20 protein-coding genes are annotated in these 25,773 nt (G+C 73.0%); 7 read left to right on the top strand and 13 right to left on the bottom strand.

Annotated elements, in window-relative coordinates; translation table 11 throughout:
- Window positions 1-21: 21 nt before the first annotated feature.
- The 4 genes from pilM (at window position 22) to WME97_RS49205 (ending at window position 5,321) form a co-directional block, all read left to right on the top strand.
- The gene (pilM, locus tag WME97_RS49220) at window positions 22-1,536 is read left to right on the top strand and encodes a type IV pilus biogenesis protein PilM (RefSeq protein WP_437548194.1); all 1,515 of its coding nucleotides are present in this window, start codon (window positions 22-24) and stop codon (window positions 1,534-1,536) included.
- Window positions 1,533-2,132 carry a hypothetical protein gene (locus WME97_RS49215; protein WP_437548192.1) on the top strand — a complete coding sequence of 200 codons (600 nt, stop codon included), beginning with the start codon at window positions 1,533-1,535 and terminating at the stop codon, window positions 2,130-2,132. Before pilM ends, WME97_RS49215 begins: the two co-directional genes overlap by 4 nt.
- Window positions 2,129-3,406 carry a type II secretion system protein GspN gene (gene gspN / locus WME97_RS49210; protein ID WP_437548190.1) on the top strand — a complete coding sequence of 426 codons (1,278 nt, stop codon included), beginning with the start codon at window positions 2,129-2,131 and terminating at the stop codon, window positions 3,404-3,406. Before WME97_RS49215 ends, gspN begins: the two co-directional genes overlap by 4 nt.
- Before the next feature lie 73 nt (window positions 3,407-3,479).
- Entirely contained in the window at window positions 3,480-5,321 is a 1,842-nt protein-coding gene (locus WME97_RS49205; protein WP_437548188.1) for an STAS domain-containing protein, read from the top strand.
- A gap of 30 nt (window positions 5,322-5,351) precedes the next feature.
- Here WME97_RS49205 and thrC read toward each other — a convergent pair whose 3' ends face one another.
- From thrC to WME97_RS49190, 3 genes are all read right to left on the bottom strand, one after another.
- A complete protein-coding gene (gene thrC / locus WME97_RS49200) occupies window positions 5,352-6,692 on the bottom strand; it encodes a threonine synthase (protein ID WP_437548186.1) in 1,341 nt (446 codons plus the stop codon).
- 53 nt (window positions 6,693-6,745) lie between these two features.
- Window positions 6,746-7,831 carry a serine/threonine-protein kinase gene (locus tag WME97_RS49195; protein ID WP_437548185.1) on the bottom strand — a complete coding sequence of 362 codons (1,086 nt, stop codon included), beginning with the start codon at window positions 7,829-7,831 and terminating at the stop codon, window positions 6,746-6,748.
- A gap of 64 nt (window positions 7,832-7,895) precedes the next feature.
- The gene (locus tag WME97_RS49190; protein ID WP_437548184.1) at window positions 7,896-9,254 is read right to left on the bottom strand and encodes an NAD(P)/FAD-dependent oxidoreductase; all 1,359 of its coding nucleotides are present in this window, start codon (window positions 9,252-9,254) and stop codon (window positions 7,896-7,898) included.
- A gap of 56 nt (window positions 9,255-9,310) precedes the next feature.
- On the opposite strand from WME97_RS49190, the gene WME97_RS49185 reads away from it, so the two are divergent.
- Window positions 9,311-10,546 (top strand): hypothetical protein, encoded by a 1,236-nt coding sequence (locus WME97_RS49185; protein WP_437548182.1) that lies wholly within the window; start codon window positions 9,311-9,313, stop codon window positions 10,544-10,546.
- A gap of 18 nt (window positions 10,547-10,564) precedes the next feature.
- Here the strand turns inward: WME97_RS49185 and WME97_RS49180 are convergent, their stop codons facing one another.
- The 7 genes from WME97_RS49180 to WME97_RS49150 all read right to left on the bottom strand — a co-directional run bounded on the left by WME97_RS49180 (window position 10,565) and on the right by WME97_RS49150 (window position 19,857).
- Window positions 10,565-11,635 carry a GAF domain-containing protein gene (locus WME97_RS49180; protein ID WP_437548180.1) on the bottom strand — a complete coding sequence of 357 codons (1,071 nt, stop codon included), beginning with the start codon at window positions 11,633-11,635 and terminating at the stop codon, window positions 10,565-10,567.
- 43 nt (window positions 11,636-11,678) lie between these two features.
- Window positions 11,679-12,647 (bottom strand): histone deacetylase family protein, encoded by a 969-nt coding sequence (locus WME97_RS49175; protein WP_437548178.1) that lies wholly within the window; start codon window positions 12,645-12,647, stop codon window positions 11,679-11,681.
- Window positions 12,644-14,050 (bottom strand): aminotransferase class III-fold pyridoxal phosphate-dependent enzyme, encoded by a 1,407-nt coding sequence (locus WME97_RS49170; RefSeq protein ID WP_437548176.1) that lies wholly within the window; start codon window positions 14,048-14,050, stop codon window positions 12,644-12,646. The genes WME97_RS49175 and WME97_RS49170 overlap by 4 nt, the downstream gene beginning before the upstream one ends.
- 34 nt (window positions 14,051-14,084) lie before the next feature.
- Window positions 14,085-16,409 (bottom strand): FdhF/YdeP family oxidoreductase, encoded by a 2,325-nt coding sequence (locus WME97_RS49165; protein WP_437548175.1) that lies wholly within the window; start codon window positions 16,407-16,409, stop codon window positions 14,085-14,087.
- Window positions 16,406-17,263, bottom strand: coding sequence for a formate dehydrogenase accessory sulfurtransferase FdhD (locus WME97_RS49160; RefSeq protein WP_437548173.1), 858 nt, complete (start codon window positions 17,261-17,263; stop codon window positions 16,406-16,408). The genes WME97_RS49165 and WME97_RS49160 overlap by 4 nt, the downstream gene beginning before the upstream one ends.
- Before the next feature lie 177 nt (window positions 17,264-17,440).
- Window positions 17,441-18,439 carry a hypothetical protein gene (locus tag WME97_RS49155; RefSeq protein ID WP_437548172.1) on the bottom strand — a complete coding sequence of 333 codons (999 nt, stop codon included), beginning with the start codon at window positions 18,437-18,439 and terminating at the stop codon, window positions 17,441-17,443.
- Window positions 18,436-19,857 (bottom strand): aminotransferase class III-fold pyridoxal phosphate-dependent enzyme, encoded by a 1,422-nt coding sequence (locus tag WME97_RS49150; protein ID WP_437548170.1) that lies wholly within the window; start codon window positions 19,855-19,857, stop codon window positions 18,436-18,438. Before WME97_RS49150 ends, WME97_RS49155 begins: the two co-directional genes overlap by 4 nt.
- Window positions 19,858-19,938: 81 nt before the next feature.
- Between WME97_RS49150 and WME97_RS49145 the strand changes: the two genes are divergently transcribed.
- Window positions 19,939-21,381, top strand: coding sequence for an aldehyde dehydrogenase family protein (locus tag WME97_RS49145; RefSeq protein ID WP_437548168.1), 1,443 nt, complete (start codon window positions 19,939-19,941; stop codon window positions 21,379-21,381).
- Between the two features lie 132 nt (window positions 21,382-21,513).
- On the opposite strand, the gene WME97_RS49140 is transcribed toward WME97_RS49145, so the two are convergent.
- The 3 genes from WME97_RS49140 to WME97_RS49130 form a co-directional block, all read right to left on the bottom strand.
- Window positions 21,514-22,293, bottom strand: coding sequence for a DUF4142 domain-containing protein (locus tag WME97_RS49140; RefSeq protein WP_437548166.1), 780 nt, complete (start codon window positions 22,291-22,293; stop codon window positions 21,514-21,516).
- Between the two features lie 156 nt (window positions 22,294-22,449).
- Window positions 22,450-23,940: a ferritin-like domain-containing protein gene (locus WME97_RS49135; protein WP_437548164.1), complete on the bottom strand. Its 1,491-nt coding sequence runs from the start codon at window positions 23,938-23,940 to the stop codon at window positions 22,450-22,452.
- Between the two features lie 412 nt (window positions 23,941-24,352).
- The gene (locus WME97_RS49130; RefSeq protein WP_437548162.1) at window positions 24,353-24,865 is read right to left on the bottom strand and encodes a hypothetical protein; all 513 of its coding nucleotides are present in this window, start codon (window positions 24,863-24,865) and stop codon (window positions 24,353-24,355) included.
- A 303-nt stretch (window positions 24,866-25,168) separates the two neighbouring features.
- On the opposite strand from WME97_RS49130, the gene WME97_RS49125 reads away from it, so the two are divergent.
- A complete protein-coding gene (locus WME97_RS49125) occupies window positions 25,169-25,732 on the top strand; it encodes a GNAT family N-acetyltransferase (protein WP_437548161.1) in 564 nt (187 codons plus the stop codon).
- Window positions 25,733-25,773 lie beyond the last annotated feature (41 nt).

Below are 25,773 nucleotides of genomic sequence, written 5' to 3'. Positions count from 1 at the left end.
CCTCCGGGAAGAAGCGCGCAAATGCACAGGCTGCTCGGGATAGATGCTGGAAAATCCGTGGTGCGGGCGGCGCTCATCCGCACCACGTACAGGAGGGTCTTCGTCGAGGCCCTCGGCGAGGCGGCCGTCACGGACGCCGTCTCCGAGGCCGAGGCCATCCGCGCCGCCGTGGGGCTCCACCGCCCCGACGCCGCGGCGATCGCGCTCTCCGGGGAGAAATCGTTCTACCGCCGCCTCGACCTGCCGGCGGCCGCGCAGAAAGAGATCGAGAACGTCCTCGGCTTCGAGCTCGAGGCCACGGTGCCGTTCGAGATGGAAGACGCCGTCTTCGACCACCGCCTGCTGAAGCGGCCGCCCGGCGTGGAGACGCTGCCAGTCTTCGCCGCCGTCGCGCGCGCCGACGACGTGCGCGAGCGCATCGCCGTCGTGAAGGAGGCGCTCGGCTTCGAGCCGGAGCGGGTCGCCCTGGGCGCGGTGGCGCTCGCCAACCTCGAGGCGGTGATGCCGGAGCTCGCCGCGCCGTCGCCCGCCAGCGCGCCGATCGCCCTGCTCGACCTCGACTATCTCACGTCCGAGATCGTGATCGTCTCCGGCGGCGAGCCCGTCTTCGCCCGGACGCTGTCGCGCGGGACGGCCGGCCTCCCCGGCACCGCGCCGGCGCTCGCGCGGGAGCTCCGCCAGACGCTCGCGGCGTGGCGCAACCTCGGCGGCGAGCCGCTCGCGGGGCTCTACCTGGTCGGCGGCGGCGCCACCGCGCAGGGCGCGGAGATGTTCCTGTCGACGCAGCTCGGCCTCACGATCCTGCCGCTGCCGACCCCTCGCATCGAGGGGCTCACGCCCGAGCAGGCCGCGGCGCTGCCCCGCTTCGCCAAGGCGCTCGGGCTCGCGCTCGGGCTGACGCCGAAGACCAAGGGGTTCAACCTCCGGAAGGGCGCGCTCGAGGCCGAGCGCAGCTACCCGTTCCTGCGCGAGAAGATCCCGATCCTCGCCGGCCTCGGCACCGTCATCGCGCTGAGCTTCGGGTTCTCCATCGTCGCGGAGCTGCGCACCCTCGACGCGGAGCGGGGGCTGCTCGCCGCCTCGCTCGCGACCGCCTCCCACGACGTGCTCGGCGAGGAGACGAGCGACCCGCAGAAGGCCCGGGAGCTGCTCGAGCAGGGCCCCGGCGCGGCCGATGAGGATCCGATGCCCCGCGTCGACGCCTTCGACGTCATGGTGCAGCTCTCGAAGGCCGTGCCGAAGGAGATCACGCACGACGTGCTCGAGCTCGACGTGAACCGCGGCCACGTGACCCTCCAGGGCGTCGTCCCGTCGGTGTCGGACGCGCAGATCATCGCGGATCACATGAAGGAGCACCGCTGCTTCCGCGACGTGAAGGTCGGCCGCACGAGCCAGTTCACGGAGGGCAAGCACAAGTACGTCCTCGAGCTGGATCTCAAGTGCGAGGACAAGGCGAAGAAGAAGAAGACCGGCGCCGCCGACGCGGCGGAGAGCGCCTCGGCCGGCGCGCCGGAGAAGCCGGAGGGATCGCGATGACGCTCCGCGAGCGACTCGACAAGCTGGAGCCGCGCGAGCGCAGGCTCCTCACCATCCTCCTCGGATTCCTGGCGGTGATCGTCCTCTTGCTCGTGCCGATCGGGCTCGCGAGCGTCGCGTCCAGTAAGCGCGCCGAGAACCAGGAGATCCGCGACCTGCTCCAGTCGATCTACGAGGCCTCGGGGAAGGTCAGCGAGCGCAAGGCGCTGAAGGACGCGCTGCTCGCGCGCTATTCGCGGCCGGCGCCCGCGCTCGCCGGCTTCATCGAGGACGCGGCGAAGCAGCAGCAGCTCACCGCCGCCGAGTCGCAGGATCGCCCCGACGTCCCGCACGGCAAGAAGTACACCGAGCGGATCACGGTGGTGAAGATGCACAGGATCGGGATGCTCGGGCTCGCCAAGATGCTCGAGCACATCGAAAGCTCGGGCCACCCGGTCGCGGTGACGAAGCTGAACCTCAAGCCGCGCGCCGGGGAGCCGGACTCCTACGAGGTCGAGCTCGGCATCTCCGCGTTCGACCGGAAGGGCGAGCCCCAGCCGGCGGCGACGCCCGCGCCGTCCGCGCCCCCCGCCGCCGAAGAGGAGCAAGAGCCATGAAGGCGCGGCTCATCAAGATCGCGAGATGGGCGGTCTACCCGCTCTTTTACCTCTTCTGTCTGGGGCTCTTCGGCTACCTGACGTTCCCCTACGAGCGGCTCAAGGACCGGCTGATCGCCGAGTTCGACCGCACGCAGCAGAAGCGGGGCCCGAGCCAGGCGCAGCGCCTCGAGATCGACGAGCTCGACTCGTACTGGTTCACGGGGGTCGAGATGAAGGGCGTGCGGCTCATCCTGCCGCCGGGTGAGCTCGGCACGAGCAGCAGGCCGAGCGGCGCCGCGGCCTTCGCCTCGGGCGACGCCGCCAAGGACAGCGCGCCGAAGCCGAGCGTCATCGAGATCGACGAGGCGCACGCGCGGGTGAAGATCCTGCCCCTCCTGATCGGGCGGATGCGGGTCTCGTTCTGGGCCAGCGTGTTCGGCGGCGAGATCGAGGGCGTCGTCCCGATGGGCCGATCGGGCGGCGACGTCCACGTCGAGGTCTCGGACGTGGAGCTCGCCAAGGTGGGTCCGCTCGGGGACATCCTTGGCCTGCCGATCGCCGGCACGCTGAGCGCGAACCTCGATCTCAGCGCGCCCGACGGCAAGTTCAACAAGGCGAACGGCGCGCTCGAGGTCTCGGCCAAGGAGGTCTCGGTCGGCGACGGCAAGACGAAGATCCAGGGGCTCATCGCGCTCCCGGAGGCGAAGCTGGGGGAGCTGCTCCTGTCGGCAGAGGCGAAGGACGGCGTCCTCAAGGTCACGAAGATGAGCGCGAACGGCCAGGATCTCGAGCTCGACGGCGACGGCAAGGTCACCATGCGTGAGCCGTGGAACAACTCGACGGCGGATCTCTACGTGCGCTTCAAGTTCACCGACGCGTACCGATCGAAGAGCGATCTCACGAAATCGCTGCTCGGCGCGCCGGGGTCGAGCGTGCCCGGGCTGATCGAGATGCAGCAGCCCAAGATGAAGCGGTCGAAGCGGGCGGACGGCTTCTACGGCTGGCACGTCCACGGCCCGCTGAAGAGGCCCCGGTTCGACCCGCACGCGGCCGAGTCGCCCGCCGCGCGGGGCCGCGGCACGCCGGGCGCGAGCCCGGCCACGACCACGAGGAAGCCCGGCGGCGTGAACATGCCCCTCGGCGCCTCCGAGGCCGCCCCGAGGGACGGCGAGGAGCACGAGCCCCCTGGGATGCCCCCGCCTCCGCCCCCGCCCTCCACCGAGGACGAGTCCCCCACACGGCCGCCGTCGCCTCCGCCCGTAGACGGCGAGGGCACGCCTCCCGTTGAATAGAGCGGGGCGCAGCTTCGTGCGACGAAGACGCGCCTCGCTCTAGGACCCGGACCCACGCTCCAAGGACTCGTTGATGGGGGATCCCAGCTGGCAGCAGAACCGGCGCGTTTTACTGATCGACGACGATCAGGCCATCCACGAGGATTTCCGCAGGATCCTCCGATCCGAGGCGGAGGGCTCGACCTTCGCGAGCCTCCAGCCGACGCTGTTCCGCGAGCCGCCCGCCCGGCGGCCGGTGAGGTTCGAGCTCACGTCCGCGACCCGCGGGGAGGAGGGGCTGGCGAAGGTCCGCGAGGCGCAGCAGAGCGGCGCGCCGTACGCGCTCGTGTTCGTGGACGCGCGCATGCCGGGGTGGGACGGCGTCGAGACGCTCTCGCGCATCTGGAAGGAGGACGGCGCCATCCAGGCGGTCCTCTGCGCGGCGGACTCGGATGACTCGTGGGAGGAGATCGCCGCCCGGTTCGGGCAGACCGACAACCTCCTCATCCTCGCCAAGCCGTTCGACCCGAGCGAGGTCCGCCAGATGGCCTTCGCGCTCACCGAGAAGTGGAACCAGCGCCGCGCCCTCGCCGAGGCGAACTACAAGGTGTCGACGCAGTACACCGTGACCAGGATCCTCGTCGAGTCGACGACGCTCTCCGAGGGCGTCCCGGCGCTGCTCGGCGCGCTCGGGGAGACGCTCGGCTTCCGGTTCGCCGCCCTGTGGCTCGGCGACGACGAGAGCGACGGGCTGCGCTGCGAGCACACCTGGAGCGCCGCGCCCGACGACGCGATCGCGCTCGAGGCGGCGACCCGGGGCGCGCGGTTCGCCCGCTACGCCGGGCTGCCCGGCCGCGCGCTCGCCCAGGGAGAGCCGACCTGGTTCAGCGACCTCGACGCCGAGGCGGACGACCCGCGCGCGCAGGCGGCGCGCGGCGCCGGCCTCCGCTTCGCGGTCGAGCTCCCCATCGCGGTCCGCGCCGACGCGCAGGTCGCGGCCGTGCTGGAGCTCATGGACGCCGAGCCGCGCGCGCCCGATCCGGGGCTGCTCGACGTCCTGCTCGCCGTCGCCGCCAAGGCCGGCCACTTCATCGGCAGCAAGCGCGTGGAGGCGGCCCTGCGCCGGAGCGAGGCGAACAACCGCGCGCTGCTCTACGCCATCCCCGACACGATCCTCCGGATCAGCAGCGACGGCATCTGCCTGGACTTCAAGGCCTCCCGGGACCCGAGGCCGTCGCTCCGCGCCGAGGATCTCCTGCACAGGCACGTCGCCAACGTGTTCCCCGCCCACGTCGCCGAGCAGATCACCGCCCTCGTGGCGCGAGCGCTCGCCGACGAGGCGACGCACGTCTTCGAGTACCAGGAGCAGCAGGCGGGCAGCGCGCGCGACTACGAGGTCCGGATCGCCGGCAGCGATCGGGCCGAGGCGGTCGTCATCGTGCGGGACATCACGGAGCGAAAGCGCGCCGAGGCGGAGACCGAGGCGCGGCGCGCCCGGGAGGAGGCCCTCCGGGCGCAGAACGAGATCCTCGCGGCGCTGTCGACCCCGCTCATCCCGATCAGCGACGACATCGTCGTGATGCCGCTCGTCGGCGCCCTCGACAGCCAGCGGACGCGCCGCGTGCAGGAGACGCTGGTCCGCGGCGTCGCCGCCCGCCGCGCGCACGTCGCGATCCTCGACATCACCGGGGTGCCGCGGATCGACGGCCCGTGCGCCGACGCGCTCCTTGGCGCCGCGACGGCGGTGCGCCTGCTCGGCTCGGAGGTGATCATCACGGGCCTGAGCCCCGACGTGGCCAGGACGCTCGTCGAGATCGGCGTCGACATGAGCGGCATCGCCACGCACAACACCCTGCAGAACGGCATCGCCTCCGCGATGACCTCCGCGAACGCGCGCGGACGGCGCCGGCGGCGCCGCGCGAGGTCGCGCGGGTAGCGGCCGGCGGGCCGATCTCGCCGGAGCGTCTCAGCGCTTGCTGGTCTGCGCGGCGTGCTTGTCGAGGGCGGCGAGGACGCGGTCGTAGTCGGGCGGCAGCGCGACCGGCGGGTTGGCGAGCCGGCTCGTGACGTCCGCGAGCGCGCGCTCGTGGTATTTCACCTTGAACTCCGTGAACTTGAGGCCGTTCGCGGTCGAGACCACGACGACCCGCTGGCGCTTCTCCACGAGGCCCTTCTTCACGAGCTTCTCCAGCGCGGCGAGGGCGACCGCCGTGTGCGGGCAGGTGTACATGCCGGTGCGATCGGCGCGGGCCGCCGCGTCGCAGAGCTCGTCCTCGGTGACCTCCTCCGCGACGCCGTCCATCGCCTTGAGGGCCAGCATCGCCCTCGGCGCGCTCACCGGGTTGCCGATCTGGATCGCGCTCGCCAGGGTCTCCCCCGCCTTCATCGGCACGACCTCGCTCCGCCCCTCGGACCACGCCTTGAAGAGCGGGTTGGCCCGCGCCGCCTGCGCCACGCAGAGGCGCGGGAACCGCGTCGTCAGGCCGAGGTCCTTCAGCATCTTGAAGCCCGCGTAGAGGGCGTAGGCGTTGCCGAGGTTGCCGCTCGGGAGGATGACCCAGTCGGGCAGCGTCCAGTCGAACTGCTGCACGATCTCGATGGCCACGGTCTTCTGGCCCTCGAGCCGCAGGGCGTTCATCGAGTTCGCCAGGTAGACGACGCCCTCGGCCGAGAGGCGCTGCACGATGGCCATGCAGCCGTCGAAGTCGGTGTCCAGCGAGAGGACCAGCGCCCCCGACGCGATCGGCTGGACGAGCTGCGCCGTCGACACCTTGCCCCGCGGCAGCAGCACGACCACGGGCAAGCCGGCCGCCGCCCCGTACGCCGCGAGCGACGCCGAGGTGTCCCCCGTCGACGCGCACGCGATCGCGCGCACCTCGAGGCCCTCGCGGATCGCCTTGTTCACCACCGAGACGAGCACCGTCATGCCGAGGTCCTTGAACGACCCCGTGTGGCTGTTGCCGCAGAGCTTCACCCAGACGTCATCGAGCCCGAGCGTCTTGCCGTAGCGGTCTGCCCAGAACAGGTTCGAGCCGCCCTCGTCCATCGACACGATGGCCTCGTCCGGGACCTCGGGCGCGACCCACTCCCGCTTGCCCCAGACCCCGGAGCCGTAGGGCCACACCGTGCGCTTGTAGCGCTCGTCGAAGAGCTTCATCCACGTCGCGGGGCTCCGGTCACGGAGCGCGTCGATGTTGTGGGCGACGTCGAGCAGGCCGCCGCAGGTGGGGCAACGGTAGAGGGGCTGCGTCAGCGGGTAGCTGCCGGGGCAACCGGCGAGGCATCGGAATGCAGCAGAGTAGGCCATGGCAATACGGATCTCCTGGGTGGCGGGAAGCGCCCGCGGGAGGTGGTGTCGGTTCAGTCGAAGCGTGGGGCTTCCATGCCGAGCCGCCTATAGAAGTAGATCGCCGCGTTCCTGGCAAACGATCCCTGCGGGAGGTAGACGTCGCCGGGCTCGCGCAGGGGCTCGTCGGCCGAGAGCGGCCCGTCCCGGTCGCCGGCCAGCCGCTCGAGATCCTCGAGGAACGCTTCCATCGAGGGATAGCGGTTGTTCGGGCTCTTCCGGATCGCCTTCAGGATCACGGACTCGAGCAGCGGATCGAGGCTCCGGCGCTTCTCCGAGGGGCGGGGCGGCGGGGTCACGAGCTGCCGGGCGAGGAGCTCCGACTGCTCCGAGCGCGGGAACGGGAGCTCCCCGGTGAAGGCCCGGAACATGACGACGCCGAGCCCGTAGACGTCGGTGCGGGCGTCGGGCAGGTCGCTCACGACCTGCTCGGGCGCCATGTACTCGAGGGTGCCCACGGCGGTGCCGGTCGCCGTGATGAGATCGGCGGCCTGGATCTTCGCCAGGCCGAAATCGAGCACCTTGACCGCGTACGGGTCGCCCTGCGGGCCCACGAGGTAGATGTTGTCCGGCTTCACGTCGCGGTGGATGATCCCGGCCCGGTGCGCGGCGGCGAGCCCGGACGCGGCCTGGGAGAGCACCGGGATGGCGAGGTCCGCGTCCATGCGGCGCTCGCGCCGGAGCCAGTCGCCGAGCGACTCGCCGAAGAGGTACTCCATCACGAGGTAGGGCGCGCCGTCTTCCGCGCGCGTGCCGGCGTCGAGCACCCGGACGATGTTCGGGTGCCCGATCGTCGCGGCGCTCTGCGCCTCGCGCACGAACCGCTCGCGCGTCCGCTCCGCCCGGGCGGCGAACTCCTCGAGGACCTTGATCGCGACCGGCTGGCCCGTCTCGATCTCGACCGCGAGGTAGACGCGCGCCATCGCCCCTTTGCCGAGGTAGCCGCGCACCTCGTAGCGCTCGCCAAGGAGGGTCCCGCGCAGCCGGGTCGGCTTGTACCGGAACAGGTCGACGCGCCGGCCCTCGGTGAGCTCCGCGCCGTCGTAGGGGCAGAACCGATGGCCCGCGTCGTACTCCCGGTGGCAGCGCGCGCAGAACATGGCCCCGCATCGAATAGCGCCCCGCGCTCCGGCCACGCAAGCCCGCTCGGCGGGCCCCACCGCTCTACGCCGCCTTGCGCGGCGAGCGCCCCGTCAGCTTGGTGTACGCGTGGTAGCCGAGCCAGCGGAGCGGCTCGGGCGGGACGCCCCGGAGGGGGGCCATGTAGAACGGCAGATCCCGCCACCGCGCGTCGTCGCCCGCGTAGATGTCGCAGAGCACGCGGCCCGCGAGGTTGGCGAGCGTCACGCCGTGGCCGCTGTAGCCGAGGGCGTAGTACACGTTCCGGTGCTCGCCGCGCACCCCCATGCTGCAGAGCCGGCTCATCGTGATGCCGAGGGTGCCCGTCCAGCGGTGCGCGATCCGCAGCCGCTCGGCCGCTGGGAAATAGCCGGTGAGCCGACGCCGGATGGCCTCGAACGCGGGTCCGGCCGACTCGGGTGTGCCCGGGTAGGAGGTCTTGTTCCCATAGAGGTAGGCATACGCTGCGTTGCTGCCCCCGCCGAACACGAGCTCACCGGCGGGCGTCATGCTGGCGTACGCGATCCGGTCGCGGTCGTCGCTGAAGCCGGCGACCTGCCCCCAGCCGAGCGCGGCGCGCGCCTCGGCGTCGAGCGGCTCGGTCGCGATGACGTGCGAGTGCAGCGGGAAGATGCCGGTCTTGAAGTAGCCGAGGCGCGGCGTGTAGCCGTTGGTGGCGAGCACGATGGCCGCGGCCCGGACGACGCCGCCCGGCGTTGTCAGCTCGATCGTGCGCCCCTCCCGGATCCCGAGCACCGGCGTGTCCTCGTGGACGGCGACCCCCCACGCGAGCAGCAAGGGGCGCAGGCAGCGCAGCAGATCGACCCCGTTGAGCTGCCCCTCGGTCGCGTCCAGCACGGCCCCGGCCCCGCCCTGGATCCCGAGCCGCTTCGAGAGCGCCGCGCTGTCCAGGTACTGTAGCGAAATGCCCCAGCTGGCCAGCTGCTCCACCCGCGCGTGCGCCGCCTCGGCCCGGCGCGCGTCGGTGAGCACCTCCATGCATCCGTCGCGGCGGTGGCGCACAGGGAGGTCGTGCTCCTGGATCATCCCGACGATGCCGTCGATCCCCGCGCGCGTCGTCTCGTACACGCGGCGCGTGAGCTCCGGATCGCGAGAGCCCACCCCGTTGATCCAGTTCAGCATCATCCCCCCGTTGCGCCCGCTCGCGCCGTTCGCGAGGTGGCGCGCCTCGAGGATCATGACGCGGAGGCTCGGAAACCGGCGGATTAGATGGTATGCGGTGGAGATCCCGGTGAAACCTCCTCCGATGATGGCCACGTCGGCCGTCGCGTCCGCGCGCAGCGGAGGGACGGGCTCATAGACGGGGCCCGCCTCGTTCCACACGGAGCGCGCGGAATCGATGTGCGTGTGCGTGTACGTGTCAACGAGCGCTGCACGAGCCACGATGATCACCTATCAGAGGGATGCGCCTCTGGCACCATGAACCCCGGGAGCCCTGCTTGAAGCGACGTGTCCGGCTCTGCATGAAGGATCTCTTCCACCAGGACGTGGTGGAGATGATCGAGCGCGAAACCCGCAAATACCAGATCTGGTCCATCGAGGATCCTTCCGACCCGGACTTCGACGCGGCGTATCAGATCCTCTGGGACTGCTTCGGTCCTCATGGAGAGATGGAGCGCAAGGAGGCGATCGAGGCGTTCCTCCGCGACGACCCGTTCACGCCCGAGCCGTCGGGCACGTACATGCGCTACTTCCTGCTCGTGGCGCGAGACGCGGACGGAAAGGTGCGCGGCGTCCGCGACGGCACCGTGCTCATCAATCCGGCGTACGCCCCGGACCTCTGCGTCATCTACCTCGCTCATATCTTCATGATCCCCGAGGCGCGCGGGACGGTGCTGTCGTACTGGCTGCGCATCTCGCCGGTCGAGCTCGCCATGCAGTACCTCACCGACCTGCACGCGATGGGGAAGATCACGCTCCCCGCGCCGTCGGCCCCGGGCAAGTACTTCGGGATGAACGTCGATCTCGCGGCCGAGGTCGAGTACTTCACGCCGGAAGAGCGCCTGTCGTGGCAGCGCATCCTGTTCTACGGCCGAGGCGGGTTCGACGCGATCAACCCGCGCCACTTCCCCTACCGCCAGCCCGACTTCCGCGATCCCGAGGTGATCCGCGCGACCGGCAACCAGCCGTCTCCCTTCATGGTCCTCGTGCGGCGCATGGGCCGCGAGCGGCAGGCGCAGCTGCCGATCGACGAGGCGAGGGCGCTCATGCGGCTCCTGTACGACGACTTCGCGGATCACTGCGCGCCGCACCTGCTCGAGAACAGCCTCCAGCTCGTCCTCGACCGGCTGGAGGAGCGGGCGAAGCGGAAGAGCTTCGTCGAGCTCTTGCCGCTCCCGACCGGGCCCAGGGATCTGCACCGGCTGAAGCCGCTCTTCCGGTACAACGTGTTCACGAAGTACTATCCGGACAGCCCCGACATCCGCGGTTACCTGAAGAACAGCGGCATCCGCGAGAGGCTGCTCGCGAACCCGCGCCACCTCGACGAGGAGCTCGCCCGCATCGCCCGGGAGCTGGAGACCCGCCCGCCGTTCGTCTACGGGAGCCGGGACAGGACCGCGACGTGGGAGGGCACGCCGCTCGCTCCGGGCTCGGAGCCGCTCGCCGACGGGCCGGACGCGGGCGAGATCACCCGCGAGGTGCCGGCGCCGCCGTCGACCCTGCCGCCGCGGTGATCCCCCGCGGCGCCGGGATCACCGCGCCTCAGGCGGACGGGCGGCGCCGCCGCTCCCGGGGCCGGCCGTCGCGGCCCGCGCGCGCAGGGCGCCCGCGCGGAGCCTTTGCACGGCGGCGGAGGCGGCCTCGTGGGCGTCGAGCGCGCCGCGCAGCACGAGCGCCCGCCCCTTGGCCGCGGCGGCCTCTCCCAGCGTCCCGTCGAGCACGCCCTCGGCGAGCCGGACGAGCGGGCCGATCTCGGCGAGGTTCCGCGCGAGCGCCCGGGCGTCCGTGGCGAGCCCGGACGCCGCCTCGCAGGGCGAGGCGCTCGCGATGGCCGCGGCCTCCTCGCAGAGCTCCTCCGCGACGGGGCCCATGTCGCGCCAGCACGACACGGCCGCGCGCAGGCTGGCCGGCGTGACGTGCGTCGCGCGCGACGCGTGCGGTGCGTGCGACGCGTGCGACGCGTCGATCCCGCGCGCCGCGTCGACCCGCGGCCCCGCCGTCGCCGCCTGCGCCGCGGCGATGACGGGCGAGAGGGCGAGGAGCGCGCGCTCCAGGGCGCGGGTGGCCTGCTCGACGCGGACGAGGCGCTCCTGCACGTCGGCGCTGGCCAGCGGGGCGTCGCTGAGCGTGAGCGCCGAGAGCCGGCCGGAGACGTCGATGGCGAGCTGCTCGAGGGCGCCGACGATGCGCTGGTCGAAGCGGCGCGGGACGACGTCGAGCACGCAGAGCGCCCCGAGCACGTGCCCGTGCGCGCGCACCGGCACGCCCGCGTAGGCGCGGATGCCGTAGCTCTCGACGAGCTCCTTCGGGACGCGCTCGTCGCGCAGCGCGTCGTCGACGATGAGCGGCACCTCGTCGAGCACGACGAGCTGGCAGAAGGAGTTGCTCCTCGACGTCGCGCAGCTCACGGCGAGCTCGAGGGGGAGCCCGTGCTGCGCGCGCAGGAGCTGGACATGGCGCACGAGCAGGCTGACCACGGCGATGGGCGACCGGGCCAGCTTGGCGGCCCGCACCACGCAGGCGTCGAGGATGGCGTCCGCCTCGGCGCGCAGCACGGCGCCGCGCAGCTCGGCCAGGCGGACAGGGTCGTTCAGGTCGGCCATCGCGCGATGCTACCTTGCCTGGCGGGGCGCGGGTCGGCCGAGGTCACCCCGGGCGCGCCGCCGCTTCCCTCGCCCGCACCGCCGCGATGAAGGTGCGGAGGTGCACCTCGACCACCCGGCTCACGTCGGGCGTGTACCCACCCGCGAGCACCCACGCGATCGGGACGCCCCGCTCGAGCGCGGCCCGGAACACGATCTGGTCGCGCGCGTGGAGATCGTCGTGCGTCAGGTCGAGCGGCGAGTACGGGTCCTCGCGGTACGGGTCCGCGCCGGCCTGGTACAGGATCAGGTCGGGCGCGGCGCGGTCGATCGCCGGGCCGAGGTGCCGCTCCAGGATCTCGAGGTAGGCGGCGCCGCCGCTCCCGTTCGGGACCGGGACGGACCAGCAGTTCTCGGTGTCCGGGGCGCGCTCGCCCTCGACGTCCCGGTGCGCTTTGTTCTGCTTGTACCAGCTGCCGTAGATGGAGAGCTGGAACGCCCAGGGGCGCGACGCGAGCAGCGAGGCGGTGCCGTTGCCGTAGTGGAGGTCCATGTCGACCACAAGGCCGCGGCGGATGCGCCCCTCGGCGCGCGCGCGCTCCAGCGCGACGACGAGGCCGTTGAAGGTGCAGAAGCCCTCGCCGTGGCCCTCGTGCGCGTGGTGGAAGCCGCTCGCGAGGTTGCCCGCGACGCCGTCCTCGAGGGCCGCGGCGGCGGCGGCGACGCAGCCGCCGTTCGTGAAGCGCACCGCCCCGGCGAGCGCCGGCGACCACGGGAGCTTCTGCGACTCGGCCAGCGCCCGGGGCTCGCCGGTCGCGATCGCCTGGACGTACCCGGGCGCGTGGACGCGCAGGAGGTCCTCGTCACAGGCCGCCTCGGGCTCCTCGATGCGCACGGGCAGGCCGCTCCGCTCGATCGCCTCGCGCACGAGGGCGAACTTGCGCATCGGCATGACGTGCTCGCCGATGTCCGCGAAATACCGCGGCGTGTGGAACACCCGGATCGGCGGCGAGGCGGCGGCGTCCGAGGTCACTTGCAGACCGACTCGAGGTGATCGAGCGCCTCGCCGACGTGGCGCGGGGCGAAGATCAGCGCCGGCCGGAAGCGGAGCGTGCGGTCGCCCGAGCCGCCCACCTCGAGGCCGCGGTTGCGGAGCGCGGTGAGCGCCGCGTCGCGGCGGGCGGCGTGGGGGAAGTCGACAGCGGCGAAGGTGCCGCTGCCCCGGGCGCCCGAGAGCACCGCGGGGTAGCGCCGGCAGAGGTCCTCGAGGCCGGCGACCAGGCGCTCGCCGGTCGACCGCGTGTTCTCGAGGAGCCGGTCGCGCTCGATGACCTCGAGGATGACCTCGAGCTGCGCGCCGCGGAGCGGGTCGCCGAGCCAGGTGTTGAAGACGCGCAGCGGCTCGATCGGCGCGAGCTCCTCGCGACAGTAGAAGCCGCCGAGCTGCATCTTCTTGGAGAACGTGACCATGTCCGGCGGCTCGGGCAGGTCCCACGCCTCGTGCGCCCAGAGCGCGCCGGTCCCTCCGCCGCAGGTCTGCACCTCGTCGATGATGAGCGCGACGCCGCGCTCCGCGGTGAGGCGGCGCAGCGCCTGGAAGAAGGCCGGGCTCGCGTGGCGGTCGCCGCCCTCGCCCTGGATCGGCTCGACGATGACCGCGGCGACCTCGTCCGGGTGGGCGTCGAGCGCCGCCTCGACCGCCTCGAGCGAGCGCGCCTCGGCGGCGCGGTTCTGCTCGGCGTGCGCCGCGAGGGGGAAATGGCTCGCGGGGAACGGCGCGACGGGCCAGTCGAACGCGGGGATGTCGAGCTTGTGGATCGGCTTGCTCCGCGTCGCGGAGAGGGCGCCCATGCTGCGGCCGTGGAAGCCGCCATCGAAGGAGAGCACCTTGAAGGCGTTCACGCCGGGCTGCCGGTTGAGCATGCAGGCGGCGAGGTCGCCGTCGCTCGGCTGCGCGCCGCCGCGCCGGCGCCGGGCGAGCCGGATGAACGCGGCCTTGAGCGCGTTCTCGACCGCCTCCGCGCCGGTCGTGAACGTGAAGACGCGCGTGTGCCCCTTCGGCGCGACGCGCATCAGCGTCTTCTCGACGAGATCGACCCACTCGGGCGCGGGCGCGACGCCGAGCGCGGAGCGGTAGCCGGCGCACCAGTCGAAGCGGCCGCTGCGCCACGCGGCGAGCAGGTCCGGGTGGTTGTAGCCGATGGGCACGGCGGCGATGTGCCCGTACACGTCGAGCAGCACGTTGCCGTCCACGTCGACCATGTAGTTGCCCAGGCTCTTGCGCGCGTCCTGGTAGAAGTGGATCGGTCGCGCGTCCTGGTAGCGATGGTGGCGGGCGCGGAGCGCCTCGGACGCAGGCCCCGGGACGGCGGTGCGCATCGAGGCGCGCTCGGGCTCGCCGGGGATGGGCGGGGGGATGTGGGTCGGGGCGTTCATGGTCGGACTCCAATGCAACGGGGGCGGCGGAGCGTCACGCGGATCCGTCGGTCGCGACGGCCGCCTGGACGCGCACAACGATCGATTTCGACGCGGGCGTGTGGCTCTTCTCGGCGATGCTGCCGAGCGGCACGAGCACGTTGGCCTCGGGGAAGTAGGCCGCGACGTTGCCGCGGGGGATCGTGTACAGCACGACGCGGAACGCGCGCGCGACGCGCTTCCCGTCGGAGAAGCGGCTCGTGACGTCGACGAGGTCCCCCTGGGCGAGGCCGCGCTCGGCCGCGTCCTCGGCGTTCATGAACACGACGCGGCGCCCGCCCCGGACGCCGCGGTAGCGGTCGTCGAGCCCGTAGATGGTCGTGTTGTACTGGTCGTGGCTGCGGATCGTCATCATCAGGAGCTCGCCCGGCTCGAGATCGTGCCGCGGGAGCGGGTGGATCACGAAGTTCGCCTTGCCGGTCTCCGTGCGGAACTCGCGCCGCGCCGCCGCGTTCGGCAGGGCGAAGCCGCGCGGGTCCCGGATGCGCGCGTTGAAGCCGTCGAACCCGTCGATCGTGCGCTCGATGAGATCGCGGATCCTGTCGTAGTCGGCGGTGAGCTCCTCCCACGGCACGCGCGAGCGCGCGCCCAGCGCCGCGCGGGCGAGGCCCGCGACGATGGCCACCTCGCTCCGCAGCAGCTCCGAGGCCGGCGGGAGGCTGCCGCGCGAGCTCGAGACGACGCCCATCGAGTTCTCGACGGTCACGAACTGCGGCCCGCCCGCCTGCGCGTCGCGCTCGGTGCGGCCGAGGCAAGGCAGGATGAGCGCGCGCCTTCCCGTCACGAGGTGCGCCCGGTTCAGCTTGGTCGAGACGTGCGCGGTGAGGTCGCACCGGGCGAGGGCGCGGGCGGTCAGCGCCGTGTCCGGCGTGGCCGAGAGGAAGTTGCCGCCCAGCGCGAAGAAGACGCGGGCGCGCCCCTCGGCCATCGCTGCGATCGCGGCGACGGTGTCGAGCCCGTGACGGCGCGGCGGCGAGAAGCCGAAGTTCTGCTCGATCCGATCGAGGAGCTCCGCGGGCGGGCGCTCCCAGATGCCCATCGTCCGGTCGCCCTGCACGTTGCTGTGCCCGCGCACCGGGCACGCGCCCGCGCCGGGCCGCCCGATGTTGCCGCGAAGGAGCAGGAAGCTCATCACCTGCTGGACGTTGGCCACGCCGTTCTGGTGCTGCGTGAGGCCCATGGCCCAGCACGCGATCGTGCGCTCGGAGCGCATCGCGATCTCGGCCGCCGCCCGGATCCGGTCGCGCGGGACCCCGCTCTGCGCGACGATGTCGTCCCAGGGCGCGCCGCGCACGGCCTCCGCGAACGCCTCGAAGCCGTGGGTGTGGCCCGCGATGAACGCGCGATCGAGCACGGCGCCCGGCCTCCGCGCCTCCTCCTCGAGCATCTCCTTGATGATCCCGGTGAAGAGCGCGACGTCGCCGTTGATGCGCACCTGGAGGAAGAGCGTCGAGAGCGGCACGCCCGAGCCCACGAGATCGAGCGGGTGCTGCGGGTGCTGGAAGCGCTCGTTGCCGGCCTCGGGGAGCGGGTTCACCGTCACGATCTCGCACCCGCGCAGCCGCGCCTCGCGCAGCGCCGAGAGCATGCGCGGGTGGTTCGTCCCCGGGTTCTGCCCGACGACGAAGATCGCGTCGGCCAGCTCGAAATCGTGGAGGGATACGGTCCCTTTGCCCACGCCGATGGCCTCGCGCAGGCCGACGCCGCTCGACTCGTGGCACATGTTCGAGCAGTCGGGCAGGTTGTTCGTCCCGAGCTCGCGCACGAAGAGCTGGTAGAGGAACGCCGCCTCGTTGCTCGTGCGGCCCGACGTGTAGAAGACGGCCTCGTCCGGCGAGCCGAGCGCGCGCAGCGACGAGGCGACGACGTCGAGCGCCTCGTCCCACGACACCGGGCGGTAATGCGACGCGCCCTCGTCGAGCAGCATCGGGTGGGTGAGCCGCCCCTGCTTGCCGAGCCAGTGGTCGGACTGCCGCGAGAGCGCCTCGACGCTGTGCTCCCGGAAGAACTCGGGCGTGACGCGGCGGAGCGTCGCCTCCTCGGCGACCGCCTTGGCGCCGTTCTCGCAAAACTCCGCGACCGAGCGCTTCTCCTCGGGCTCGGGCCACGCGCAGCCGGGGCAGTCGAAGCCCTCGCCCTGGTTCACGCGGAGGAGCGTGCGCACGGCGCGCGCGACCCCCATCTCGCCGACCGCGTGCCGGAGCGTCGCGCCGACCGCCGGGAGCCCGCCGGCCGCCGCGCTGCGCTCGCCGATCCGGGGCGCATCGGGCTCGAGCGGCGGCTCGGCCAGCACGTCGCGCGGCACGTCGCGGGCCGTCACGACGCGGCCTCCGCCGGGACCTCGACGCGCTCCCGGCCCGCGTACACGTTGAACCGCCCGTCGCGGGCGAAGCCGACGAGCGTCATCCCGTGCGCCGTCGCGAGCTCGGCGGCGAGGCTCGAAGGCGCGCCCACCGCGACCATCACGGGGATCGAGGCCCGCAGCGCCTTCTGCACGAGCTCGAACCCGGCGCGCCCGCTGACCATGAGCACCGCGCCCGGGTCCGGCAGCCGCCCGGCGAGCAGCGCGGCGCCGATCAGCTTGTCGACGGCGTTGTGGCGCCCGACGTCCTCGCGGAGATCGGCGAGCGCGCCGCCCGCGTCGAAGAGGGCCGCCGCGTGCAGCCCCCCGGTCCGCCCGAACACCGCCTGCGCGCCGCGGAGCCGCGCGGCGAGGCCGTGCACGACGCCTGGGGCGAGCCGGGGGACGCCGCGCGCGAGCGGCGAGGGCGGCGCGAGCGCCGCGACGTCGATCGACGCCTTGCCGCAGACGCCGCAGCTCGCGCTCGCGACCGCGAGGGCGCGCTCGGTCCGGCCGAGATCGACGATCACGTCCTCGCCGAGCGTGACGCGGACGAGGTCGCCCGAGGGGCCGAGGGCCTCCTCGACGGCGACCACGTCGGCCGCGCCGGAAATGACGCCCTCGGCGAACAGGAGGCCGACCGCGAGCTCGCGGTCGTTGCCGGGCGTGCGCATCGTGATGCCGAGGCGGCGCCCTTCGCGCCCCGCCGCGCCGCTGGCGCGCGCGACGACGACGATCTCGAGCGGCTCTTCGACGGCGAGCAGATCTTCGGCGTCCGAGGCGATCTCGTCCGTGATCCTGCGGATCGAAACGGTGGTGGTGCTTGACGGCATGGCGGCGTGTCCGGCGCTCTCAATCGTAGCCCGCGGCGACCCGCCGGGCAGGATTCGCGTGGAGCCGCCCGCCTGGCCGCCACCAACCGCGTTCCGACGCGCCCCGGGCGGAGCCCTCGCAGGGGTCTCCGCCGGACAGCTGGCGCCTGTGACGAGTCGCGGAGCCCCGGGGACGCCTCACCCCGACGATGCCGAGGACCACACCGCGCGGAGCCTCTCGAGCTCCCGCTCCGGCAGGTCGAGCGGCGCCTTGCCGCGCCACGCCGGCGGGAACAGCGGCATCACCGCGCTCCGGAGCACCGGCGCGAACCCCGCGACCTCCGCCGGCCCCCGCGGGATCCGGATCAGAGGCACGCGCTCGCCCGGGAACGCCGCGAGGCGCGCGAGCGCGTTCTCGCGGATCGGCGCGAGCTCGCTCGGGCTCACCTCGCGCGCGTGGACGGCCTGGTAATGGCGCAGAAACGACTCGGCCCGGGCGCGGGGAATGTCGTCGCGCTCCTCCTCGCCGACCTGGCGCACCACCGCGAGCAGCGGCAGCGGCACCGGCGTGACGCCGAGCGCCGCGGTGTCGCGAAAATCCGGCTGCGCGTACGGGAGCACGTCCGGCGGGACGATCGCGAACCCCGCGCGCCCGTACGCGATGAGCCGCACCACCGTGTCGCGGTCGTCCGGGTCGACGGCCTCCATCTCCGCGGCGAGCATCACCTCCGCGCCATCGCCGCCGGCCCTCTGGCCCCCTGCGAGCCCCGCGCCCTCGATCGCCCGGCGCGCGAGCGCGACGGGCGCCGCGCGCAGCAGGGCGGCGAGCCCGGTGCGGCGGAAGGCCGGCAGGACGAGCGCGTGCGACAGGAGCGCCACGCAGCGCCGCGCCGCGCGGTCCAGCGTGACGTAGCAATCGCGCACGCCGGCGAGGTGCCCCTCCGCGTCCCGCGCGAGCAGCAGGTGGTACGTCGCCGTGATGGGCGCCCCCGCGTCCGTGTGCGCCCCGGTGAGCCACGCCCAGAGCACCTCGCGGCGCTCGAGCTCGCCCTTCGGCCCGAAGACCGCGTCGAGCGCCCGGTAGCCCTCGTCGAACGCCGCGCCGTCCTGCGCCTCGTCCACGGAGAACTGCGCGAGCGCCCGCGCGACCTTCTCCGGCCCCTCCCCCGGGCAGACGTCGCGCGGATCGACGATCATCCGGCCATCTCGCGCAGCACCGCGTCGAAGACGCCGATCGCCTCGTCGACCTCCGAGACCGTCGTGATGAGGTGCGGCCGCAGCCGCACCGAGCGCGTCCCCGTGTAGCTCGCGAACACCCCGCGGCGGAGCGCGCGTGAGAGGAAATCGTCCCGCGCCGCGGTCGTCGGCAGGTCGAACGCGAGCAGGAAGCCGCGGCCGCGCGGCTCGCTCGCGAGCGCGGGGTAGCGCTCACAGAGCTCCTCGAGCCGCGAGAGGAAGTGGCGGCCCGTCGCGCGCACGTTGCCGAGCAGGTCCTCGGACTCGATCGCGCGGAGCGTCGCCAGCGCAATCGCGGACCGCGCGCGGTCGCCGTTGCGCGTCTGGTACATGCGCCCGAACTGCGCGACGTCGTACGCGCTCGTCGCGAAGAACCCGCCCATCTGCATCTTCTTCCCGAAGCACATGAGATCGGGCGGGCGCGGCAGCTCGAGCTGCTCGTGCGCCCAGAGCGTGCCGGTGATCCCCATGCCGGTCTGCACCTCGTCCAGGATGAACGCCGCGCCCGCCTTCCCGGCGAGCTCCTGCGCGCGGCGGAAGAAGGCCGCGCTCGCGTGCCGATCGCCCCCCTCGGACTGCACGGGCTCGACGATCAGGGCGGCCACCCGACCGCCGTGCGCGTCGAGGATCCGCTCGAGCGCGGCGAGGGCCTCCGCCTCGGCGCGGTCGTTCTCGTCGGCGAAGCGCGCCAGCGGGAAGCGGCTCGCGGGGAACGGCGCCGTCGGCCAGGGGAACGCGGGCAGGTCGGCCTTGTGGATCACCTTCGAGTGCGTGGCGGACATCGGCCCGAGGCCCCGGCCGTGGAACGCGCCGGCGAACGACACGACCACCGCGTCGGTGCCCGCGTTGTCGAGGATGCTCTTCTGCAGCTCCTCCGGCAGCTCGAGCGGGTTCCTCGGCAGCCCCGCGGCCTCCCGCCGGCGCTCGCCATGCCGGATGAACGCCGCCTTGATCGCGGACTCGACGCCCTCGCCCCCCGCGTCCACGCAGAAGACGCGCGCCATGCCGCGCGGCGCGAACCGCTGCTCGAGCGCCTCGACGAACTCGAACCAGGCCGGCGTCGTCACGAACGGCGTCGACGTCGGGTTCGCGACGGCACGGATGAAGGCCTCGCGGTGCGCGACCTCGACCAGCGCGGGGTGGTTGTAGCCGAGCGCCCCGAGCGCGAAGTTCGCGAACAGGTCCAGGAACACGTTGCCGTCCACGTCGACGAGCGAGCACCCGCGGCTCGCGATGTCGTCCATCACGACCGCGCGGTACCTCGACTGCATGTCGAAGCCGCCGCGCGCCATCCAGGCGCGCGCCTTCGGCCCGGGCAGCTCGGTGACGACTCTTCGCGGAGGGACGGACGGGAGCGTGGGGCGATCGGAGAAATCCATAGGCAACGCGAGTATCCCGCACGCCGGGGCGCGTGTCATCGCCGCTTGCCGCGCCCGGGTGCGCGGGTTTACGACGGGGGCATGGGTGACACGCGCGAGACGGTGAAGAGCCTTTGGATCGACAACGCCGAGAGGGAGGCGCTCTCGGGCGAGACGTTCGAGACCGCGAACCCCGCGACGGGCGGGGCGCTCGCGCGGCTCGCCCGCGGCCGCCGCGAGGACGTCGACGCCGCCGTGGCGTCCGCGCGCGCGGCGTTTCCGCGCTGGGCGGCGATGGATCCGAACGAGCGCGCGCGCATCCTGTGGAAGGCGGGGGAGCTGATCCTCGCGCGGTGCGAGGAGCTTTCGCGGCTCGAGGCGCTCGACACGGGCAAGCCGATCACGGCCGCGCGGACGATCGACGTGCCGCGCACGGCGGACACGTTCTTCTACTTCTCCGGGTGGGCGACGAAGCTCGGCGGCGAGACGATCCCGGTGCGGGGTCCGTTCCTGAACTACACCGTGCGCGAGCCGCTCGGCGTCATCGGCGCGATCATCCCCTGGAACTTCCCGCTGTTGCTCGCGGCGCGGAAGGTGGCGCCCGCGCTCGCGGTGGGCAACGTGGTGGTCGTCAAGCCGCCGGAGGAGGCGAGCCTCACGACGCTGGAGCTGGCGCGCATCCTCGCGGAGGCGGGGGTGCCGCCGGGCGTCGTCAACGTCGTCACGGGGCACGGCGAGGAGGCGGGGGCTGCGCTCGTCGAGCACCAGGGCGTCGCGAAGATCTCGTTCACGGGCGGCACGGAGACGGGCAGGACGATCATGCGCGCGGCGGCGGGCACGCTGAAGAAGGTGTCGCTGGAGCTGGGCGGCAAGAGCCCCAACATCGTCTTCGCGGACGCGGACGTGGAGAGCGCCGCGAAGGCGGCGGTGACGGCCATCTTCTACAACCAGGGCGAGCTCTGCACGGCGGGGAGCCGGCTCCTCGTGGAGCGGTCGGTGCACGACCGCGTGCTGGAGGTGGTCACGAGCGGCGCGCGCCGGCTGGTCCCTGGCGATCCGCTCGATCCGTCGACGCAGATGGGCCCCCTCGTCTCGGAGGCGCACTTCACGAAGGTGCTCGGCTACATCGACCGTGGCGCGGCCGAGGGGGCGCGCCGCGAGACCGGCGGGCGCCGCGAGGGCCCGGGGTTCTTCGTCGAGCCGACGGTGTTCTCGGCGGTCTCCCCGTCGATGGCCCTCGCCCGCGAGGAGATCTTCGGCCCCGTGCTGGCGGTCCTGCCCTTCGACGACGTGGAGGAGGCCGCGCGCGTCGCGAACGCGACCGAGTTCGGCCTCGCGGCGGGCATCTGGACGCGCGACGTCGGCAAGGCGCACGCGCTGGCCGCGCGCCTCTCGGCGGGCACGGTCTGGATCAACACGTACAACCGCTTCGACGCGGCGAGCCCGTATGGCGGATACAAGCAGTCCGGCTTCGGGCGGGAGAACGGCCGCGCGGTGCTCGACGAGCTGACGCAGCTCAAGTCGGTCTGGGTCTCTCTCAGCTGAGCGGGGCTCACCCGCACAGGAGACGGGCCCAGATCGGCGTTTTCGGCGCGCAGGCGTACTCACGTACGCCGAGCACCGAAAACGTCGAGAGGGGGCCTGTATCCGAAGCGGGTGAGCCCCGCTCGCGGCCGACTACTTCGGCGGGGGCGGGGCCTCCTTCGTGCCAGGGGCCGGGGGCTGCGCGCCGCCCTGAGTCCCTGTCGCGCCCGCGCCCGCCGGGCCGAGCTTCTGCGAGAGCGCCTCCGCGTCCTTCAGGTGCTTCTCGATCGTCGGCCGGAGGTCCTTCTCGACCATCGCCTTCAGATCGGCGTTCTTCGCGTTCGGCAGCGCCTTCCTGTCGAGGAAGTCGAGCGTGTTCTGGTGATCCTTGATCATCGTGGCCACGAACTGCTGATCGAAATCGGCCCCTTGCAGCGCCTTCAGCTGCTCGAGCGCGCTTTGCGTCTCCTCGGTGAGCTGCTTGCTCTTGTCCGAGTCCGCCGCCGTGATACCGAGCTTCTTGACCAGCTTGGCCTGCTTCGCCTTCGCCTCGGTGTGGTGCTGGGCGATGACCTTGGCATAGGCCTTCACGTCCTTGCTCTTGGCCTTCGTCTGCGCGAGCTGGGCCTCGTCGATCTCCTTCTTGTTCGAGGCGTCGAGCACGGCGAGGATCTGCTCGTCGGTCAGCGGCGCCTCGGCCGGGGCGCTGGGCGTCGTCTCCGGCTGCGTCGTCCCCGCCTGCGGCTCGGTGCCGGGCGGCGGAGCCGGCGGCGTCGCGGGAGGGGTCGCCTCCGGCAGCGGCGGGGCGGCGGTCGGGGCCGGCTCCGGTGGTGCTTCGTTCGTGCTCGGGCTGCTCGCCGGGGGCGTGTTGGAGCAGCCGACGCCGACAGCGAGACCGATCGTCAGGACGAGAGCGTTGCGCGATGCAACCATGGGTAAAGACCTCCTCACGTGGATTCGAGTGCCGGCCCCCGTGCAAGATCCGGTGCACGGCACGGGCGCCCCCTTTTCTCCCGGATCCACGCGACTGCCCCCTCCCCGCTGTGGCAAGTTGCCACGGGAGTGAGCGAATCTGCCTCATCAGTCCGCTCAGGAGGATGCCTGTGGCGGACTCGACGGTTGCGCGGCGGTGCTGTCGCACGACAGCCCCGGTAAGGCCGCGCGGCACGGCGCGATGACCTCGGTGAGCACCTCGCGGCGCAGCGCCCCGAGCGCGCGCGCCGGGAGCAGGCCGAGCGCCTCGTGCACGCCGGGCCCGGGGGCCGGGTCGGCGGCGTAGCGGGCGGCGGCGCGGGAGAACGCGCGGTCCGCCGCGGAGCGCGCCGGCTCGCCGAACGTCGCGAGCATCCACGAGAGCGCCCTCCACGAGAGCGCCGCGTGCCGCTCCTCGTCGGCGGCGATGCGCGCGAGCGTGGCCGCGAGCGCCGGATCTGCCGCGCGCTGCGCGATCTCACGGCCCTCCGCCGCGCCCAGCGCCTCGCCAACGCAACCCTCCTCGACGAGCGCCTCCACCACCTCGGCGACGCCGGCGCCGAGCGGCGCCGTGGCCGCCTCGAGCAGCGGCCCGGGGCCGATGGCCCGGCCGGCGAGGCGGGAGGCGACGCCGTAGGCGAGGCGCGCGTGCTCCACCTCGTCGAGCGCGGCGCGGTGCGCCTCGCCGACGAGGGCGGCCGGCGCGCCGAGGGCGAGGAGCTGGAGGGAGAAGCGGGCGAAGCTCGCGACGGACGCGTGCTCGAGCGCGGCGACAGCGACGTAGTGCGCCGCGGCGAGCTCGCGCACCTCGGGCGAGAGGGACGCGGCATCGAGCTCGGCGGGAGCGCGCCAGTCGTCGCGCGCGGCGCCCTGCGCGGCGCGCGGCCGGCCGTCGACGACGAACGGGCGGCCGATGGCGCAGGAGATCCCGGCGCACTCCCAGCGCACGCGCTCTGCCTCCGGGTCGGTGACGACGCAGGCGGCGCCGCGGTTCTCGTCAGAAGATCGGCAGTCCGCGTCGCTCAGGCAGGTATCTTCCTTGGTGCGGCAGGCGAGCGTGACCTGCTCCCAGCAGCCGTTGAAGTACGCCGACAGGCCGCAGGTGCTGCCGGGGCAATCGGCGTCGACCGAGCAGAGGGCCTTTGCGCAGACGGAGTGCTGCTCTCGGAGGGCGCCTGTCCCCTTGCACACGCAGGCCTCGGACGCGCCGCACTCCGCGTCGCTCTCGCAGGCGTACTCGCAGCCGCAATACGCGCCTATCTGCCCGACCGAGCTCACGCACTTTCCGCGGGGTCCCTCCTTGCAATCGGCGTCCGTCCTGCACTGGAACGTCCGCTCCGTGCCGCTGCACGCGCTCTGGTCGATGGTCGCGTCGCACCGGACCCGCGTGGCGCGGTGCACGGTGCCGTCCCGCTCCTCTACCCAGCCCACGCCGCGCGGCGGCCGGGGCGCGGACTGGCCCGGCTCTTCCGGGACGCCGGCGTCGCGAGGCGTGGCCTGCGGCTCGCCGAGCGTGACGACTGCGATCTCGGGGCTCTTCGCGTTGGAGCAGCCGGCGGCGCCGGCGGCGAGGAGGAGGGTCATGCGGAGCGAGCGGTGGCGTTCCATTCGCGGCAGGGTAGCAGAGGGGCGCGCGAGGCCGGACCGGCCGGCTCGCGGCGGCGCCGTCGCGGTGCGAGTGCGCTTCAACCGAGTCAAGCGGTTCGGGCCTGGACATCGATGCTCGCCGGACGTGCCGCGAAGCGCGCACCCTCGCCCGGTGCACAGCCCTCTCCGGGATTCCACGCCAGAGCGAGCCGTCTCGGCGACTCGTGCCAGGTTTTCTGAGGGGTCCAGTCTTCGATTCGTCGGAACACCCGCTCGGAGCCGAGCGACTCTCCCTGATCCATCTTCGGCGGGGCTGTCCCGGCGCGCTCGTCCCTCAGACCGTCCGGAGCCGAGCAGCGAGATCAGCCGTTTTGCGGAGACATGGGCGCGCAGCATGGCGCGAGGCCGCGCGCTGCTGCGCAGGACGCGGCGGCTACCTCCTGGCCCTGCGCCCGATCCCGCGCGCGTCGCGCCCGATCGGCTCGCCCAGCTCGAACGCCGGCTCGCCGGTCCTCGCCGGCGGCGCTTGCGGCTCGCCCGCCTCGAGCGGGCCGTGCGCGTTCTCGGCGTCGGCGATGGATGGATAGCGCTCCACGTCGCCGTCGACCCGGAAGCCCCCCTCGCGCGCCGGGCGCACGACGCGGCCGAGGACAAGCCCCTCATCCCAGATGCCGCCGTGTTCGACCGCGATCGCGGCGCCTACGGCCACCTCGGAGAGCCGCGAGAGCGCGCCGTCCGGCCGCTTCGGCGTGGGCCGCCAGCGCAGGATCGTGTCCTCGTGAAGCACGACCACCGCGCGCTCGCCGGGCAGCTCCGAGATCCCGAGGGAAAAGCGCACGCGGTGCCCCGGTGCCCCAGAGCCTACGCCGCGCCCGCCGCGGGCAGCGCTCTCCGCCTCGTCGATCGCGGCGAGCAGCTCCGGTTGCTGTTCCTCGAGCGGAGCCATGCGCCGTGTCCTCCTCCGCGGATCTCGGACGAGGTCGCCGCGCCGTCAAGCCCGCTCCGTCGCCCGCCCCCTCGCGCGCGCCTGCTCGGACGGCGCGTGTTCTCCAGACTCCAGCGCGCGCAGCGCTCACCCCTCGCGCAGCGCGCGACCCCCGCGGCGCACAGCGAGGAACGCACGGCGAGGATCGGGATCGCACGGCGCTCCAGGCGAGCAGGGCTCCAGTCGAACGCCGCCCTGGACGGTGGTGGCCACCGCCGTGTCCGACGCTTGACGTCCCCCGGACCTCCGCCCATCCCTCGCCCGATGGTGTCGTTCGATCCGTTCCCCGTCCTGATGACACCGCGCCTCCGCCTCCGCGCGATCGAGCCCGCCGATGCCGCGACCATCCTCCGCATCCACTCCGACCCGGAGGTGACGCGCTACTTCGGCCGCGCGCCCGACAGCTCGCTGGCCGACGCGGAGCAGCGCATCGCTTCCATCCTCGCCGAGATCCGCGACGCCACATCCATCCGCTGGGGCATCACCCTCCACGAGAGCGGAGAGCTCATCGGGACCACGGGTTTCTGGCGCTGGCACAAGCCCCATCGCTGGGCGGAGATCGGCTACGAGCTGCTGCCCGCGCTCTGGAACCGGGGCATCATGACCGAGGCGCTGCGCGCCATGCTCCCCTTCGGATTCGACGTGATGGACCTCCACCGCATCGAAGCGCACATCGATCCCGAGAACCGCGCCAGCATGCGCGTCCTGGAGCGGCTCGGCTTCGTGCGGGACGGGCTGCTCCGCGAGAACTGGTATTACAACGGGCGGTACACCGACACCGCGATCTACGGGCTCCTGCGCCGCGACGCCGGCGGCGCCGCGAGGTGACCCGAGATCGCCCGAGCGGCCTGCGCGCGCTCCCCTCCCGC

This window comes from Sorangium sp. So ce367, assembly GCF_051520455.1.
Lineage (GTDB): Bacteria > Myxococcota_A > Polyangia > Polyangiales > Polyangiaceae > Sorangium > Sorangium cellulosum_B.
This window is presented reverse-complemented; position numbering and strand designations above follow the sequence as displayed.